The organism is Pseudomonas sp. B21-032, from assembly GCF_024748965.1.
Classification (GTDB): domain Bacteria; phylum Pseudomonadota; class Gammaproteobacteria; order Pseudomonadales; family Pseudomonadaceae; genus Aquipseudomonas.
Genome location: NZ_CP087180.1, coordinates 2,180,822 through 2,196,487 on the forward strand (window position 1 = coordinate 2,180,822; position 15,666 = coordinate 2,196,487).

General features: G+C 66.7%; 16 protein-coding genes. 15 read left to right on the forward strand and 1 reads right to left on the reverse strand.

The window, feature by feature from the left end:
* Positions 1 to 10 precede the first annotated feature (10 nt).
* The 13 genes from LOY54_RS10030 to LOY54_RS10090 all read left to right on the forward strand — a co-directional run bounded on the left by LOY54_RS10030 (position 11) and on the right by LOY54_RS10090 (position 12,964).
* Positions 11 to 814 (forward strand): CoA-transferase subunit beta, encoded by an 804-nt coding sequence (locus LOY54_RS10030; protein WP_258610273.1) that lies wholly within the window; start codon positions 11 to 13, stop codon positions 812 to 814.
* 39 nt (positions 815 to 853) lie between these two features.
* Complete coding sequence (locus LOY54_RS10035; RefSeq protein WP_045201616.1) at positions 854 to 1,726, forward strand: enoyl-CoA hydratase; 873 nt, start codon at positions 854 to 856, stop codon at positions 1,724 to 1,726.
* Positions 1,727 to 1,728: 2 nt separating this feature from the next.
* Positions 1,729 to 2,796 carry a nitronate monooxygenase family protein gene (locus tag LOY54_RS10040; protein WP_045201614.1) on the forward strand — a complete coding sequence of 356 codons (1,068 nt, stop codon included), beginning with the start codon at positions 1,729 to 1,731 and terminating at the stop codon, positions 2,794 to 2,796.
* Positions 2,797 to 2,807: 11 nt separating this feature from the next.
* Positions 2,808 to 3,563 carry an enoyl-CoA hydratase family protein gene (locus LOY54_RS10045; protein ID WP_258610274.1) on the forward strand — a complete coding sequence of 252 codons (756 nt, stop codon included), beginning with the start codon at positions 2,808 to 2,810 and terminating at the stop codon, positions 3,561 to 3,563.
* A gap of 10 nt (positions 3,564 to 3,573) precedes the next feature.
* Positions 3,574 to 4,740 carry an acyl-CoA dehydrogenase family protein gene (locus tag LOY54_RS10050; RefSeq protein WP_045201610.1) on the forward strand — a complete coding sequence of 389 codons (1,167 nt, stop codon included), beginning with the start codon at positions 3,574 to 3,576 and terminating at the stop codon, positions 4,738 to 4,740.
* A 10-nt stretch (positions 4,741 to 4,750) separates the two neighbouring features.
* A complete protein-coding gene (locus tag LOY54_RS10055; protein ID WP_258610275.1) occupies positions 4,751 to 5,797 on the forward strand; it encodes an acyl-CoA dehydrogenase family protein in 1,047 nt (348 codons plus the stop codon).
* A 24-nt stretch (positions 5,798 to 5,821) separates the two neighbouring features.
* Positions 5,822 to 6,970, forward strand: coding sequence for an acetyl-CoA C-acetyltransferase (locus LOY54_RS10060; RefSeq protein ID WP_258597277.1), 1,149 nt, complete (start codon positions 5,822 to 5,824; stop codon positions 6,968 to 6,970).
* 30 nt (positions 6,971 to 7,000) lie between these two features.
* Positions 7,001 to 7,876, forward strand: a complete 876-nt coding sequence (locus tag LOY54_RS10065) for an SDR family oxidoreductase (protein ID WP_195883624.1) — start codon at positions 7,001 to 7,003, stop codon at positions 7,874 to 7,876.
* 244 nt (positions 7,877 to 8,120) lie between these two features.
* Positions 8,121 to 9,293 (forward strand): acyl-CoA dehydrogenase family protein, encoded by a 1,173-nt coding sequence (locus LOY54_RS10070; protein WP_213601819.1) that lies wholly within the window; start codon positions 8,121 to 8,123, stop codon positions 9,291 to 9,293.
* Entirely contained in the window at positions 9,290 to 10,477 is a 1,188-nt protein-coding gene (locus LOY54_RS10075) for an acyl-CoA dehydrogenase family protein (protein WP_258610276.1), read from the forward strand. Before LOY54_RS10070 ends, LOY54_RS10075 begins: the two co-directional genes overlap by 4 nt.
* Positions 10,478 to 10,493: 16 nt before the next feature.
* Positions 10,494 to 11,276: an SDR family oxidoreductase gene (locus LOY54_RS10080; protein WP_195883626.1), complete on the forward strand. Its 783-nt coding sequence runs from the start codon at positions 10,494 to 10,496 to the stop codon at positions 11,274 to 11,276.
* Between the two features lie 2 nt (positions 11,277 to 11,278).
* Complete coding sequence (locus LOY54_RS10085; RefSeq protein WP_258610277.1) at positions 11,279 to 11,737, forward strand: MaoC family dehydratase; 459 nt, start codon at positions 11,279 to 11,281, stop codon at positions 11,735 to 11,737.
* Positions 11,738 to 11,761: 24 nt separating this feature from the next.
* Positions 11,762 to 12,964, forward strand: a complete 1,203-nt coding sequence (locus LOY54_RS10090; protein ID WP_258610278.1) for an acetyl-CoA C-acyltransferase — start codon at positions 11,762 to 11,764, stop codon at positions 12,962 to 12,964.
* A gap of 142 nt (positions 12,965 to 13,106) precedes the next feature.
* Here LOY54_RS10090 and LOY54_RS10095 read toward each other — a convergent pair whose 3' ends face one another.
* Positions 13,107 to 13,880, reverse strand: a complete 774-nt coding sequence (locus LOY54_RS10095; protein ID WP_258610279.1) for an SDR family oxidoreductase — start codon at positions 13,878 to 13,880, stop codon at positions 13,107 to 13,109.
* Positions 13,881 to 14,033: 153 nt separating this feature from the next.
* Here LOY54_RS10095 and LOY54_RS10100 point away from each other — a divergent pair, with 153 nt between their 5' ends.
* Positions 14,034 to 14,861: an alpha/beta fold hydrolase gene (locus tag LOY54_RS10100; RefSeq protein ID WP_258610280.1), complete on the forward strand. Its 828-nt coding sequence runs from the start codon at positions 14,034 to 14,036 to the stop codon at positions 14,859 to 14,861.
* Entirely contained in the window at positions 14,858 to 15,649 is a 792-nt protein-coding gene (locus tag LOY54_RS10105) for a fumarylacetoacetate hydrolase family protein (RefSeq protein WP_045201588.1), read from the forward strand. The genes LOY54_RS10100 and LOY54_RS10105 overlap by 4 nt, the downstream gene beginning before the upstream one ends.
* Positions 15,650 to 15,666: the final 17 nt, after the last annotated feature.

The window sequence follows — 15,666 nt, forward strand, 5'->3', positions numbered from 1 at the left end:
CGAGTTTTCTATGACCACGAAAGCTACGACGTACAGCCTCGCCGAACTGATGATCTGCGCCGCCTCCGAGGCCTGGCGCGACGACGGTGAAGTCCTGGCCACCGGCATCGGGGTGATCCCGCGCCTGGCCGCCTCCCTGAGCATGCTGACCAGCAACCCGCAGTTGCTGATGACCGATTCCGAAGCCTACATGGTCGCCGAACCTGTGCCCCTCGGCGCACGCAACGGCTATCAACCCAAGCGCGACAGCTGGATGGGTTTTGCACGGATTTTCGACAACGTCTGGGGCGGCAAGCGCCATGCCCTGGTCGGCCCGATCCAGATCGACCGCTTCGGCCAGGCCAACCTCTCGTGCATCGGCGACTACGCCCGGCCCAAGGCGCAGATGCTCGGGGTGCGCGGCCTGCCGGGCAACTCGATCAGCCATGCCAACTCGTTCTTCGTGCCCAGCCACAACCGCCGGGTGTTCGTCGAAGGCGAGGTCGATATGGTCTCCTCGATCGGCTACAACCCCGCGCGCCTGGCCCGAGGCTGGGCGCTGGACGAGGTGGATATCCGCCTGATCGTCACTGACCTGTGCGTGCTCGATTTCCACGGCCCGCAGCACCAGGTGCGGATCCGCTCGCTGCACCCGGGGGTGAGTGTCGATGAGGTGCAGGACAACACCGGCTTCGCCTTGCAGGTGGACGCCGATTGCCCGGTTACTGCCGCGCCCAGCGAGGCGCAGTTGCAGCTGATCAGGCGCCTCGACCCGCACAACCTGCGGGCCAGCCAGTTGAAAGACAACCCCGCCGGTCAGCGCAACCTGCGTTGAGCCAGGCCCGGGCAGTACGCCTTGCCGGAGTAGCAATCGATGAGCGAACAGAACAATAACAACCAGGCCGAGGTGGTGCTGTACGAGGTCCGTGGCGCGGTGGCCATGGTCACCATGAACCGCCCGCAGTACCACAATGCGCAGAACTCGCGCATGACCTACGCGCTGGACGCGGCGTTTCGCCGGGCCTGCGCCGACGACGCGGTCAAGGTCATCGTGCTGTGCGGGGCCGGCCGGCATTTTTCTGCCGGCCACGACATCGGCACCCCGGAGCGCGACGTCAACCAGAGCTTCGAGCGCGTCAGCCTGTGGTACGACCACGTCGACAAACCGGGCGGCGAGTTTCTCTATGCCCGCGAGCAGGAGGTGTACCTGGGCATGTGCCGGCGCTGGCGCGAGATGCCCAAGCCGACCATCGCCATGGTCCAGGGCGCGTGCATTGCCGGCGGCCTGATGCTGGCCTGGGTCTGTGACCTGATCGTCGCCAGCGAGGATGCCTACTTCACTGATCCGGTGGTGCGCATGGGCATCCCCGGGGTCGAATACTTTGCCCACGTGCATGAGCTCAACCCGCGGATCGCCAAGGAGTTCCTGTTCATGGGCACGCCGATGCCGGCGCCGCGGGCCTACCAGATGGGCATGGTCAACCGCGTGGTGGCGCGCGAGGCCCTGGAGCCGGAAACCCTGGCCATCGCCGAGCGCATCGCGCAAATGCCGCGCCTGGGCCTGCAGCTGAGCAAGCAGGCGGTGAACAACGCCGAGGATTTGATGGGCAAGCGCGCGACCATGGACATGGTCTTCGGCCTGCATCACTTCGCTCACGCCCACAACGAGCTGGTGTCCGGCGACCGCCTGGGCGGTTATGACGCCCGCGCCATGGCCAGTGCCCAGCGCAAGCCGGAGGGGGTGTAAGCATGACGGTCTGCCTGCAAACGCCGCTCACCGAACTGTTGGGCTGTCGCTACCCGATCATCCAGACCGCCATGGGCTGGGTCGCCGAACCGCGCTTGGTGGCGGCCACCGGTAACGCCGGCGGCTTCGGTTTTCTTGCCGGCGCGACCATCGAGCCGGCACGCATGGAAGCGGCGATCGTCGAGACCCGGCGCCTTAGCGACCAGCCGTTCGGGGTCAATTTTCACATGTACCAGGCCAATGCCGCCGACATCGTCGAGCTGGTGCTTCGGCACAAGGTCAAGGCGGTCAGCTACAGCCGTTCGCCGGGCAAGCAGATGATCGCCCGGCTGAAAGATGCCGGCGTGGTCTGCATCCCCACCGTTGGCGCCCTCAAGCATGCGCAGAAGGCGGTGGAAATGGGCGCCGACGCGGTGACCATCCAGGGCGGCGAGGGCGGCGGGCATACCGGCGCGGTGCCGACTTCGCTGCTGCTCGGCCAGGTGGTCGAGGCGCTCAAGGTGCCGGTGGTCGCCGCTGGCGGCTTCAAGGACGGTCAGGGCCTGGTCGCCGCCCTGGCCTATGGCGCCGCTGGCATTGCCATGGGCACACGCTTTTTGATGAGCGCCGAAAGCCCGGTGCCGAGTGCGACCCTGGCCCGCTACCTGGCAGTCAACGACCCGGCGGCGGTGATCGTCAGCCGCGCCATCGATGGTATGCCACAACGAATGATCCGCAACGAACTGCTCGATGCGCTGGAAGCCAGCGGCGGCCTCAAGCGCTGGTTACTGGCGCTCAAAAGTGGCCTGGCCTACCGCCGCCACAGCGGCACCAGCCTGGCGCAGTTGCTCGCCAGCGCGCTGAAGATGCGCGGCAGCGGCGAGCTGAGCGCGGCGCAGGCACTGATGGCCGCCAACGCGCCGATGGTGATCCAGAAGGCCATGGTCGACGGCCTGCCCGCCGAGGGCGTACTGCCGGCCGGGCAAGTGGCAGCGAACATTCACAGCCTGCCCAGCTGCGCCGAACTGATCGCGCAGATCGTCGGTGACGCGCAAGCGCGCCTGGGCGAACTGAGCCGCCGTATTTCATGAAGGGGAAGGGCATGAGCACATTTAACGTCAGTATCGACAACGGCATTGCCGAGCTGGTCTTTGACCGGCCACCGGTGAATGCTTTCGACTGCCAGGGCTGGGCGGCAATCGCCAGCGCCATTGAAGCGCTGGGCAGCGATGCGCAGGTGCGGGTGATCGTCATCCGCGCCGAAGGCCGTGGTTTTTGCGCCGGGGTCGATATCAAGGAACTGGCCGCCGACGGCAACCTGATCGTCGCGGTCAACAAGGGCAACTACGACAGCTTCAAGGCCATCCACCGCAACCCGAAACCGGTGATCGTCGCCGTGCACGGCTTTGTCCTGGGTGGCGGCATCGGTATCTGCGGCGCCGCCGACATCGTCGTCGCCGCCGACTGCGCACGCTTCGGCGTGCCCGAGGTGGACCGCGGTGCCATGGGCGGCGGTGCCCACCTGCAGCGCCTGTTCCCGGTGCAGAAGGTCCGTCACATGTACTTCACCGGCGAGATGATCGATGCCGCCGAAGCTTACCGCCTGGGCGCCGTCGAGCGGGTGGTCAAGCGTGAGGCGTTGCGCGACTCCGCGCTACAGATCGCCCGCAGCATTGCCGCCAAGAGCCCGGCGATGATCGCTCTGGCCAAGGAGGCGCTCAACGGCATCGAGGACGGCAATCTCGAAGACAAATACCGCTGGGAGCAGGGCTTCACCCTCGAAGCCTACCGCACCCAGGATTCCCAGGAAGCGCGTGACTCGTTCGTCGAGAAGCGCGATGCCCACTTCAACGGCTGAAGGTACTGCGATGGACCTGACTTACACACCGGCGCAACAGGCCTTGCGTGCCGAGGCCCGGGCCTGGCTCGCGGCCAACGTACCGGCGCAAGCGTTGCAATCGTTCGACACCGAGCTCGGCTTTGCCCAGCACCGGGCCTGGGAGGCCCGCCTCAATGAAGGCCGCTGGGGCATGGTCACCTGGCCGACCGAACTCGGCGGGCGCGGTTGCGACCTGATCGAATGGCTGATTTTCGAAGAAGAGTACTACCGCGCCGGGGCGCCGGCACGGGTCAACCAGAACGGCATCTTTCTGCTCGGCCCGACCCTGATGGAATACGGCAGCGAAGCGCAGAAAGCGCGCTTTCTGCCGCGCATGGCCACCGGCCAGGACATCTGGGCCCAGGGCTGGTCGGAGCCGGGCGCAGGTTCCGACATGGCGGCGATCCGCTCCCGCGCCGAGCGGGTTGGCGACCACTATGTGATCAACGGCCAGAAAACTTGGTCGACCCGTGCGGTCTGGGCCGACTGGCTGTTCGGCATCTTTCGCACCGACCCCGATTCCCAGCGCCACCACGGCCTGACCTTCATCCTGTTGCCGCTCGACAGCCCCGGCATCAGCGTGCGGCCAATTGCACAGCTCAATGGCTTGCCGGGCTTTGCCGAGATCTTCTTCGACGACGTCAAGGTGCCGGTAGAGAACGCCCTGGGCGGCGAGGGCATGGGCTGGCACGTGGCGATGTCCACCGCAGGTTTCGAGCGCGGATTGATGCTGCGCTCGCCGGCGCGCTTCCAGGAAACCGCCCGGCGCCTGGTGCAGTTGTACCTGGACAACCGTGAAGCTGCCGACCGCGACCCGGCGATTGCCGAGGCGGTGATGCGCGCCTGGCTGGACGCTGAGGCCTACACCCTGGCGACCTACATGAGCGCCTCGAAACTGGGCAAGGGCGGCAAGATCGGCCCGGAATCCTCGACCAACAAGATCTTCTGGTCGGAGCTCGACCAGCGCATGCACGAAACCGCCCTGAGCATCCTTGGCCTGCGCGCCGAACTGCTGCCCGAGGCACCAGCCGCCGGCGATGTCGGCCAGTGGCTGGATGGCTTCCTGTTTGCCCAGGCCGGGCCGATCTATGCCGGCACCAACGAGATCCAGCGCAACATCATCGCCGAGCGCATGCTCGGCATGCCTCGCGCCTGAGGAGCAGACCATGGACTTTAGTTTCAGCAGCGATCAATTGCTGTTCCAGGACAACGTGCGCAGTTTTTTGCTCAACGAAGTGCCCCCGGAACGCCTGCGTGAACTGTGGCAAAGCGACAGCGGGCGCTGCGATGCGCTGTGGGGGCAACTGGTAGACCTGGGCCTGAGCGCCATCACCGTGCCGCAAACCTGCGGTGGCATGGGCATGAACGCGCTGGATTTCATCCTCCTGGCCCAGGAGTGCGGTTACGCCGGGCTGCCCGAACCGCTGGTCGAGACCATGCTGGTGGGCGTGCCGCTGCTCGCGGGTGTCGACGCGCCGCGCCGCCAGCATTGGCTGGCGCAGGTTGCCGAGGGCCAGGCGCGCCTGGCGGTGGCCGAGCCGGGCAACCCGCTGGTCAGCGACGCGCATGTGGCCGGGCTGCTGTTGCTGACCCATGGCGACGAGGTGCATGCCGTGGAGCGCAGCGCAGTCAGCCTGACTCGCAATGTGTCGGTCGACCCCAGCCGCCAGTTGTTCCAGGTGCAGTGGACGCCGAGTGCGTCTACTTGCGTGGCCAGCGCTGAGCAAGGGCGGCAGCTGTGGGCTGATGCCTTCAACCGCGGCGCCCTGGGCAATGCTGCTCAGCTGCTGGGGCTGGCCAAGCGCATGGTCGACCTGGCGGTGGACTACAGCTTCGAGCGCAAGCAGTTCGGCAAGCCGGTGGGCTCGTTCCAGGCGGTCAAGCACCTGATGGCCAACGTCGCGGTGCACATCGAGTTCGCCAAGGGCCCGCTGTACCGCGCCGCCCATGCCGTCGCCCACAACCTGCCGGGCCAGGCCGTGCAAGTGTCGCACGCCAAGCTTGCCTGCGCCGAAGCAGCGGCGCTGGCGGCGAAGAACGCCATTCAGGTGCATGGCGCCATGGGTTACACCTGGGAGGTCGACCTGCAGCTGTTCATGAAGCGCGCCTGGGCCCTGGACAAATGCTGGGGCGACCGCGGCCTGCACAAGGCGCGGGTGCGTACGGCGCTGTTCGAAAGCGGCCTGGCTATTGGCGCCGGCAGCACCTTCTGATCCTGTTTATTGTTGAGGTAGAGCATGCCTGAAGCCTATATCGTCGACGCCCTGCGCACCCCCACCGGGCGGCGCAAGGGCGGCCTGAGCCAGATCCACGCCGCCGACCTGGGCGCCCATGTGCTGCGCGCGCTGGTCGAGCGCAACGGCATTCCCGAAGACGACTACGACGACGTGATCTTCGGCTGCGTCGACACCATCGGCCCGCTGGCCGGCGACATCGCCCGTACCAGCTGGCTGGCGGCGGGCCTTTCGCAAGTGGTGCCCGGCACCACCATCGACCGCCAGTGCGGCTCGTCCCAGCAGGCCGTGCACTTTGCCGCGCAGGCGGTGATGAGCGGTACCCAGGACGTGGTGATCGCCGGTGGCGTGCAAACCATGACCCAGATCCCGATTTCCTCGGCCATGACCGCCGCCGAACCCCTGGGCTTCAGCGACCCGTTCAGCGGCTCGACAGGCTGGGTGCGGCGTTACGGCGCGCAGCCACCGACCCAGTTTCGCGCGGCGCAGATGATTGCCGAACACTGGCGGCTGAGCCGCGCCGAGCTGGAAGCCTATGCGCTGGAGTCCCATCGGCGGGCCCTGCATGCCATCGAACAGGGGTACTTCGAGCGCGAGATCGTGCCGCTGGCAGGGGTCGAGCACGATGAAACCCCGCGCCACACCAGCCTGGCGAAAATGGCCGAGCTGGAATACCTGTTTGGCTGCGAGCGGGTCACGGCGGCGGTGTCGAGCCAGACCTGCGACGCCGCCAGTGCGCTGTTGATCGTTTCCGAGGCGGCCTTGAAACGCTATGGCCTGACGCCGCGGGCGCGCATTCATCACCTCAGCGTGCGCGGCGACGACCCGGTATGGATGCTCACCGCACCGATCCCGGCCACTGCCCATGCGCTCAAGCGTGCCGGCATGACCCTGGCTGACATCGACCGGGTGGAAATCAACGAAGCCTTTGCTTCGGTGGCCATGGCCTGGCTCAAGGAGACCGGCTACCCCCATGCGCAGACCAACGTCAACGGCGGCGCCATCGCCCTCGGCCACCCGCTGGGCGCCACCGGCACGCGGCTGATGTGCAGCCTGCTCCATGAGCTGGAGCGCAGCGGCGGGCGCTATGGCCTGCAGACCATGTGCGAAGGCGGCGGCCAGGCCAACGTGACCATTATCGAGCGCCTTTAAGCGCCCGCAACCACACAGGGGAGAGCGACAATGCACAGCTGCGAGAACCGCGTAGTGATCATCACCGGCGCCGGCGGCGGGCTCGGCCGCGCCTATGCCCAGGCTTTTGCCAGCGAAGGCGCGAAAGTGCTGGTCAACGACATCAACCGCGATGCGGCCCAGGCCGTGGTCGAACAGATCCAGGCGGCAGGCGGCGTGGCCGTGGCCAACAGCGACGACATCACCCGCTATGACGACGCCGGGCTGATCGTGCGCCAGGCCATCGAGACCTTTGGTGGCCTGGATGTGCTGGTCAACAACGCCGGCATCTGCCGCGACCGCATGTTCGCCAGCCTCACCGAGGCCGACTGGGATGCGGTGATGGCCGTGCACCTCAAGGGTCACTTCTGCCTGGCCAGCCATGCCGTGCGCTATTGGCGCGAGCAGGCCAAGGGCGGCGCCAGGCTCACTGCGCGGATCATCAACACCAGCTCCGGCGCCGGTTTGCAGGGCTCGATTGGCCAGGCCAACTATGCCGCGGCCAAGGGCGGGATTGCTTCGCTGACTCTGGTGCAGGCGGCGGAGCTTGGGCGCTACGGCATCACCGCCAACGCCCTGGCACCGGCGGCGCGTACCGGCATGACCGAAGCGGTGTTTGCCGAGGTGATGAAGCGCCCGGAGCAGGGCTTTGACTACTTTGCTCCGGAGAACGTCGCGCCGCTGGTGGTGTGGCTGGGGTCGGCGGCGTCCCAGGCGGTGACCGGGCAGATGTTCGAAGTCGAGGGCGGCAAGTTGTCGATTGCCGACGGCTGGCGGCGCGGGCCCCAGGTGGACAACCAGGGCCGCTGGGCGCTGGCTGAGGTGGGTGCGGCGGTGCAGCAACTGCTGGCCGAGGCGCTGCCGGCGCAGAAAGTCTATGGCAGTTGATTGAGGTTGTGCGCCGCTTAGGCGGGCCGCGCCATCTGTGAGGGTGGCGCGGCTTTTTTGCGTTACCCGTCTTGAAGGCACTGCCAATCTAGTGGGAGCGGCGGTACGGCGACCCGACTTGACCCGCGATCGGCCGCACCCCAGGCGCATCGGCCATCCGGACTAGGCGAGGCAAACGATTCTGCCGCCCGCACATCTGGCCACACTCGCCGGTACTTCCGCCAGACGAGTAAAAGGCGCCGCGATGGAATTTGCATTCAGCGACGAGCAGGAAATGATCCGTACTTCGGCCGAGGGCTTTCTCGCCGATGTCTCCCATTGCGCCGCCGTGCGCGCGGCCATGGCCAGCGACAAAGGCTATGACCCGGCACTCTGGCAACGCCTGTGCACCGAGATGTACTGGCCGGCGATCCACATCCCCGAAGCCTACGGCGGCCTGGGCCTGGGCTTTGTCGAGCTGAACATCCTGCTCGAACAGATGGGCCGGCGGCTGTTCTGTTCGCCGTTTTTCGCCACCGCCTGCCTGGCCACACCCGCTTTGCTGCTGGCCGGCAACCAGGCGCAGAAAAGCACCTGGCTTGCGCCTATCGCCGAGGGCCGTCTTACCGCCACCCTGGCCTTCACCCGCGGCAGCGGCTGGGCCGCGGAGGATATCCAGGCCAGCGCCAGCGCCGAAGGCCAGGGCTTTGTCGTCGATGGCCTGTTCGGCCAGGTGATCGATGGCGACAGCGCCGGGCTGTTGATCGTCGCCGCGCGCACGCCCGGCAGCAGCGGTGAATCTGGCATCAGCCTGTTCGCCGTCGAGGCCGACCGTGACGGTATCGAGCGCCAGTGGCTGCCGACCATGGACCAGACCCGACGCCTGGCGCGCCTTGAGTTCAACCGCGTGTACCTGGGCCCCGAGGCGCTGCTGGGCGAGGTCGGCAACGCCTGGCCGACCTTGCACAAGGTGCTGCAACTGGCCTGCATCGGGCTTGCCGCCGAGCAGGTCGGCGGCGCCCAGCAGGTGCTTGACCTGAGCGTCGCCTACATGCAGGAGCGCCAGCAGTTCGGCCGCCCGATCGCCAGCTTCCAGGCGCTCAAGCACCGCGCCGCCGACATGATGCTGCAGGTCGAATGCGCGCGCTCGGCCAGCTACTACGCCGCCTGTGTCGCCCAGGAAGTGCTCGACCCCGACGGCGACCCGCAGGTGGCCGCCGAGCTGCCGCTGGCCGCCGCCCTGGCCAAGGCGCAGTGCTCGCACAGCTATTTTCACTGTGCGGCGGAGTCGATCCAGTTGCATGGCGGCGTCGGCTTTACCTGGGAATACGACCCGCACCTGTATTTCAAGCGTGCCCGCGCCAGCGAGAGCTACCTCGGTGCGCCGGCCTGGCATCTGCAGCAGATCGCCACGCTCATCATCGGAGAACAGCCATGAAGCTCAGTTTCAGTGAACAGGATGAGCAGTTTCGCCAGGAGGTCGCCGGCTGGCTGGCCGCCAACCTCTGCGGCGAGTTCGAGCCCCTGCGTTTTCGCGGCGGCCCGGGTGATGAGCACATGTTCGCGCAGCAGCGCAAAGCCTGGGAGCGCAAGCTGGCCGAGGGCCGCTGGACTTGCGTCGGCTGGGCGCCGGAGCATGGTGGCCGGGGCCTGTCGATCAGCCAGCAGGTGATCTTCCACGAAGAATACGCCCGTGCTGGCGGCCCCGGGCGCATGGGCCATATCGGCGAAGGCCTGGCCGGGCCGACCATCGCCGCCTTCGGCAACGACGAGCAAAAGCGCCGCCTGCTGCCCGCTATCGTCAGCGGCACGCAGTTCTGGTGCCAGGGCTACTCGGAACCGGGCGCAGGCTCTGACCTCGCCAACGTCAAGACCCGCGCCAGCCTTGAGGGCGGCAGCTGGGTGATCAACGGCCAGAAGGTCTGGACTTCGCTGGCCCATGAGTCGGACTGGTGCTTCGTGATCGCCCGTACCGAGCCTGGCAGCGTCGGCCATCGCGGCCTGTCGTTCCTGCTGGTGCCGATGGCCCAGGCCGGCATCAGCGTGCGGCCGATCGAGCAGATGACCGGCACTTCGGAATTCAACGAAGTGTTCTTCGACAACGCCCGCACCGACGCCGCCAACCTCATCGGCGAGCCGGGCAACGGCTGGAAGATCGCCATGGCCTTGCTCGGTTTTGAGCGCGGGGTTTCGACCCTCGGCCAGCAGATGCAGTTTGCCAATGAACTGAACGAGATCATCGCCATCGCCAAGGCCAACGGCGCAGCCCGCGACCCGCTGTTGCGCCAGCGCCTGGCCGAGGCCTGGTGCGGCTTGCGGATCATGCGCTTCAACTCGCTGCGCATGCTCTCCGGCGCCCAGGACGGCGCGCTGCGCAAGGAGGCGACCATCTACAAGCTGTTCTGGTCCAGCTGGCACGCCAACCTCGGCAAGCTGGCCATGGACGTGCTCGGCCCCGACGCCGAACTGCTCGAGGCCGCGCCCTATCAGCTGACCCGATTGCAATCGCTGTACCTGTTCAGCCGCGCCGACACCCTGTACGGCGGCAGCAACGAGATCCAGCGCAACATCATCGCCGAGCGCGCCCTGGGCATGCCCAAAGAACCGCGCCTGCGTCCCTGACCCAAGGAGTTAGTCGATGTCCACCCCCAACTATGTAGCGGGCCATGGCCTGTTGCGCGGCAAGTCCGTGCTGATCACTGCGGCGGCAGGTTCCGGGATCGGTTTTTCCGCTGCCTTGCGCGCCGCCGAAGAGGGCTGCCGGGCCCTGATGATCAGTGATATCCACGAAGGCCGGCTGTTTGAAGCCGTGGCAAAGATTCGCCAGGCCACCGGGCTTGCCGAGGTCTTCGGCGTGCTCTGCAACGTCACCGACGAAGCCCAGGTGCAGCACCTGGTGAGCTGCGCCGAGCGCGACCTGCACGGCGTCGATGTGCTGATCAACAACGCCGGCCTCGGTGGTTCGCGGGCGCTGGTGGAAATGCCCGACGAAGAATGGCAGCGGGTCCTCGACGTTACCCTCACCGGCACCATGCGTATGACTCGCGCCATGCTGCCCAAGATGATGGCCCGGCGCGCCGGGGTGATCGTCAACAACGCCTCGGTGCTTGGCTGGCGGGCCCAGAAGGAGCAGTCGCACTACGCCGCAGCCAAGGCCGGGGTCATGGCCCTGACCCGTTGCGCGGCGGTCGAGGCGGCCAGCCACGGTATCCGCATCAATGCGGTCAGCCCGAGCATTGCCCTGCATGATTTTCTCGCCCGCTCGGCGCCCCAGGCAGTGCTCGAGCAACTGGCGGCCAACGAAGCCTTCGGCCGCGCCGCCGAAGTCTGGGAGGTGGCCAACGTGATGATGTTCCTGGCCAGCGACTACAGCTCGTACATGACCGGCGAAGTGCTGTCGGTTTCCAGCCAGAGGGCCTGAGCATGACGCGCCTATTCGACACCCCGCACGCGCTGCAAGACGCCGTCGGTGAAGTCCTGGGAGTCAGCGACTGGCTGCTCATTGACCAGGCACGCATCGACCTGTTCGCCGAGGCCAGTGGCGATCACCAGTGGATTCATGTCGACCCGCAGCGCGCCGCCAGCGGCCCGTTTGGGGCCTGCATCGCCCACGGTTACCTGAGCCTGGCGCTGGTCAACCTGTTCCTGCCGCAGATCGTCGAGGTGCGCGGCATCGCCATGGGCGTCAACTACGGCTGCGAGCGCGTGCGGTTTCCCAGCGTGGTGCCGGTGGGTTCGCGGGTGCGCGGCAACGCCCAGCTGATCAGCGCCGAGCAGGTCAAAGGCGGCGTGCAGGCGCTGATCCGCGTCAGCGTCGAGATCGAGGGCCAGCAGCGCCCGGGTTGTGTGGTCGACACCATCAGCCGTTATTACCCCGCCTGAGTCCAGGCATCGGAGCATGTGAACATGAATGAAGCCGTTATCGTTTCAACCGCGCGCACGCCGATCGGCAAGGCCTTTCGCGGTGCCTTCAACGACACCGAAGCGCCGGCCCTCGGCGGCCATGTGGTGCGCGAGGCCGTGCGGCGCGCGGGGATCGAGGCCGGGCAGGTCGACGATGTGATCATCGGCGCCGCCGCCCAGCAGGGCACCCAGGCCTACAACCTCGGGCGCTTGTGTGCGATTGCCGGCGGCCTGCCGCCGTCGGTAGCCGGAATGGCCGTGGAGCGCCAATGCGCCTCGGGGCTGATGAGCATTGCCCTGGCGGCCAAGGGCATTATCTGCAACGAAATCGACATCGCCGTCGCCGGCGGCCTGGAGTCGATCTCGCTGGTGCAGAACAAGCACAAGAACCTCTACCGCAACCAGTCCGGCGCCGTGCTTGAGCGCGACCCGCAGGCCTATATCCCGATGATCGAAACCGGCGAGATCGTCGCCCAGCGCTATGGCGTGACGCGCCACGAGCAGGATGCCTATGCCCTGCAAAGCCAGTTGCGCACTGCCCAGGCGCAAGCCGCGGGCCTGTTCGACCTGGAGCTGGCGCCGCTGAGCACGCGCAAGGCGATCTTCGACAAGGCCAGCGGCGAGACCCGTTACGAGACTGTGACCTTGCTGCACGACGAATGCAATCGCGCCGACACCAGCCTGGCCAGCCTCGCTGCACTGGAGCCTGTATGGCAGGGCGGGCAGTGGACCGAGGCCGGGCGCTTCATTACCGCCGGCAACGCCTCGCAGTTGTCTGACGGCGCTTCGGCCTCGGTATTGATGAACGCCAAGCTGGCCGAGCAGCGCGGCCTGGCGCCGCTGGGCATCTATCGCGGCCTGGCGGTGGCCGGTTGCAATGCCGACGAGATGGGCATCGGCCCGGTCTACGCGATTGCCAAACTGCTCAAGCGCCACGGCCTGAAAGTCGAGGACATCGGCCTGTGGGAACTCAACGAAGCCTTCGCCAGCCAGGTCCTGTACTGCCGCGATACCTTAGGCATCGACAACCAGCGCCTGAACGTCAATGGCGGGGCGATTGCCATCGGTCACCCGTTCGGCATGTCGGGGGCGCGGATGGTTGGCCACGCCTTGATCGAGGGCAAGCGCCGCGGTGTACGTTACGTGGTGGTGAGCATGTGTATTGGCGGCGGCATGGGTGCCGCTGCATTGTTCGAGGTGGCTTGAGCATGAACCGTTTTGATGAACACGGCCGGATCCAGACCATGCAAGCCTACTGGAGCGAGGTCAACCTCAGCGTGCGCGAGCCGCAATAGCGCGCAAGCAAGGCTCACACCCGCCAGGGTGTGGCCTTGCGCAGGGGCAGCGCTTACGGCGATTTTGCCGCGTCGAGGAACGCCGGGCGCTCGCCACCGCCATGCACGGCAATGTCGGCGCCACTGACATAACGGGCCAGCGATGAGGCCAGGTACAGGCAACTGTCGCCGATGTCTTCGGGGCTGGCCAGGCGTTGCAGGGGGATGGTCGCGGCCACCTCGGCCAGGTCGCTTTCATCGCCATAGTGCAGGGCCGCCTGCTCGGTGAGGATCAGCCCGGCGGTGACAGCGTTGACCCGCACCTTGGGTGCCCACTCCACCGCCAGCGAGCGGCTCAGGTTGAGCAAGCCGGCCTTGGCCGCGCCGTAGGCGGCGGTGCCGGGGGAAGGGCGGGTGGCGCTGACGCTGCAGATGTTGATGATGCTGCCGCCCTCGGCCTGGGCCTGCATGATGCGATTGGCCAGCTGGCTGAGGTTCAGCGGTGCCAGCAGGTTGAGGCGGATGATCGATTCGCTGAAGCGCGGCGAGGCGCTGGCGGCTTCGGCATAGGGCGCGCCGCCGGCGTTGTTGACCAGTACATCGAGGCGCCCGAAGCGCTCGGCTATAGCCGCCATCATCTGTTGGGCCTGCTCGATGTCACGCACATCACAGGCCAGGAACAGCGCCTCGCGCCCGCCGCTGGCCGGCAGTGTCGCAGGCGCCTGGCGCCCGCAGATCACCACCTCGGCGCCGCATTCAAGAAAGCGCCGGCTGATGCCGCGGCCCACACCCTTGCCACCACCGGTCACCAGTACCACCTTGCCGCGAAAATCCATAGGGTCGTGCATGCCTGCCTCGTGTTCGCCACAGTAATGAGCTCGATGCTAGCAGCGCACGGGCAGGGGCCAACGTCCGAAGGGACTAGTAGTCCTGACGGACGATGTTGGCGCCCTGGCCGCTCTGAATAATCCCGGTACAACAACAAGCCGGGAGGACACCTCATGGGCGCATCCGCGCAAGGGCACGTGGTAACGCTGGCCGATGGTCTGCAGCTGCATTACCAGGACGTTGGCACGGGCGAGGCGGTGGTGTTCATCCACGGCAGCGGCCCGGGTGCCAGCGGGCACAGCAACTTCAAACAGAACTACCCGGCATTCGCCGCGGCCGGCTACCGGGTGATCGTCCCCGACCTGCCCGGCTACGGCGCTTCGAGCAAGCCGCAAACGGTCTACAGCCTGGACTTTTTCGTCAGCGCCCTCAGCGGCCTGCTCGATGCCCTGGATATCCAGCGCTGCGTGCTGGTCGGCAATTCCCTGGGTGGTGCCATTGCCATCAAGCTGGCGCTGGACCAGCCTGGGCGGGTCAGCCGCCTGGTGCTGATGGCCCCCGGTGGGCTGATGGACAAGGAGCAGTACTACCTGCAAATGGAAGGCATCCAGAAGATGGGCGCCGCCTTTGCCAACGGCGAGCTCAACGATGCCGCCGGCATGCGCCGCCTGCTCAGCCTGCAGTTGTTCGACCCGGCGCTGATCAGCGATGAAACCGTGGCCGAGCGCGTGGCGGTGGTGGGCCAGCAACCGGCCTGCGTGCTGACCAGCATGCAGGTGCCGAACCTGACCTCACGCTTGGCTGAACTGCAATGCCCGATTCTTGGTTTTTGGGGGATCAACGACAAGTTCTGCCCGGCCTTCGGGGCGCAGGCCCTGCTTGCAGCCTGCAGGCGGATCCGCTTTGTGCTGCTCAGCGAATGCGGACACTGGGTGATGGTCGAGCACCGCGAGCTGTTCAACCGTGAATGCCTGGCGTTCCTTGGGGAGGCACGGGCATGAGCGAGCAATTGCGTCGCCAGTATGGCGAAGAGCTGTACCAGGCCCTGTGCAGCGCCAGCACCCTGGCGCCCTTGAGCGAGCGCTGGGAGACCATCAGCATCGAGGATGCCTACCATATCTCGCTCTACAGCATCGAGCGGCGGGTGGCGGCGGGTGACCGCATCGTCGGCAAAAAGATCGGCGTCACCTCGGCGGCGGTGCAGCGCATGCTTAATGTGCACCAGCCGGATTTCGGTTTTATCACCGAGCAGATGGCCTTTGCCGATGGCGCGCAGATTTCCCTCGGCGCCAACCGCCTGATCCAGCCGCGCGCCGAAGGCGAGATTGCCTTCAAGCTCAAGCATGACCTGGTCGGCCCCGGCGTCACCGAGGCCGATGTGCTGGCCGCCACCGAGTACGTGATGCCGTGTTTCGAGATTGTCGATTCGCGCATCCAGGACTGGCGCATCCGCATCCAGGACACCGTCGCCGACAACGCTTCCTGCGGGGTGTTCGTGCTCGGCGACAGCCAGGTCGATCCGCGCCGGCTCGACCTGCCGAACCTGCGCATGCAGGTGTTCAAGAACGGCGAGCTGATCAGCCAAGGCCTCGGCTCGGCGGTGCAGGGCAACCCGCTGACCGCGGTGGCCTGGCTGGCCAACACCCTGGGCGCCTTCGGCATCCCGTTCAAGGCCGGGGAAATCATCCTTTCCGGCTCGCTGGTGCCGCTGGAGCCTGCACGGGCCGGCGACCAGTTTGCCCTGACCATCGACGGCCTGGGCAGCGCCCGGGTGTCGTTCTGTGCGTGACGTGCGAGGTTCAAGCG

Coding starts and splice junctions, on each gene's coding strand:
- LOY54_RS10030 (WP_258610273.1), top strand. CDS start 11: ATGACCACGAAAGCTACGACGTACAGCCTCGCCGAACTGATGATCTGC.
- LOY54_RS10035 (WP_045201616.1), top strand. CDS start 854: ATGAGCGAACAGAACAATAACAACCAGGCCGAGGTGGTGCTGTACGAG.
- LOY54_RS10040 (WP_045201614.1), top strand. CDS start 1,729: ATGACGGTCTGCCTGCAAACGCCGCTCACCGAACTGTTGGGCTGTCGC.
- LOY54_RS10045 (WP_258610274.1), top strand. CDS start 2,808: ATGAGCACATTTAACGTCAGTATCGACAACGGCATTGCCGAGCTGGTC.
- LOY54_RS10050 (WP_045201610.1), top strand. CDS start 3,574: ATGGACCTGACTTACACACCGGCGCAACAGGCCTTGCGTGCCGAGGCC.
- LOY54_RS10055 (WP_258610275.1), top strand. CDS start 4,751: ATGGACTTTAGTTTCAGCAGCGATCAATTGCTGTTCCAGGACAACGTG.
- LOY54_RS10060 (WP_258597277.1), top strand. CDS start 5,822: ATGCCTGAAGCCTATATCGTCGACGCCCTGCGCACCCCCACCGGGCGG.
- LOY54_RS10065 (WP_195883624.1), top strand. CDS start 7,001: ATGCACAGCTGCGAGAACCGCGTAGTGATCATCACCGGCGCCGGCGGC.
- LOY54_RS10070 (WP_213601819.1), top strand. CDS start 8,121: ATGGAATTTGCATTCAGCGACGAGCAGGAAATGATCCGTACTTCGGCC.
- LOY54_RS10075 (WP_258610276.1), top strand. CDS start 9,290: ATGAAGCTCAGTTTCAGTGAACAGGATGAGCAGTTTCGCCAGGAGGTC.
- LOY54_RS10080 (WP_195883626.1), top strand. CDS start 10,494: ATGTCCACCCCCAACTATGTAGCGGGCCATGGCCTGTTGCGCGGCAAG.
- LOY54_RS10085 (WP_258610277.1), top strand. CDS start 11,279: ATGACGCGCCTATTCGACACCCCGCACGCGCTGCAAGACGCCGTCGGT.
- LOY54_RS10090 (WP_258610278.1), top strand. CDS start 11,762: ATGAATGAAGCCGTTATCGTTTCAACCGCGCGCACGCCGATCGGCAAG.
- LOY54_RS10095 (WP_258610279.1), bottom strand. CDS start 13,880: ATGCACGACCCTATGGATTTTCGCGGCAAGGTGGTACTGGTGACCGGT.
- LOY54_RS10100 (WP_258610280.1), top strand. CDS start 14,034: ATGGGCGCATCCGCGCAAGGGCACGTGGTAACGCTGGCCGATGGTCTG.
- LOY54_RS10105 (WP_045201588.1), top strand. CDS start 14,858: ATGAGCGAGCAATTGCGTCGCCAGTATGGCGAAGAGCTGTACCAGGCC.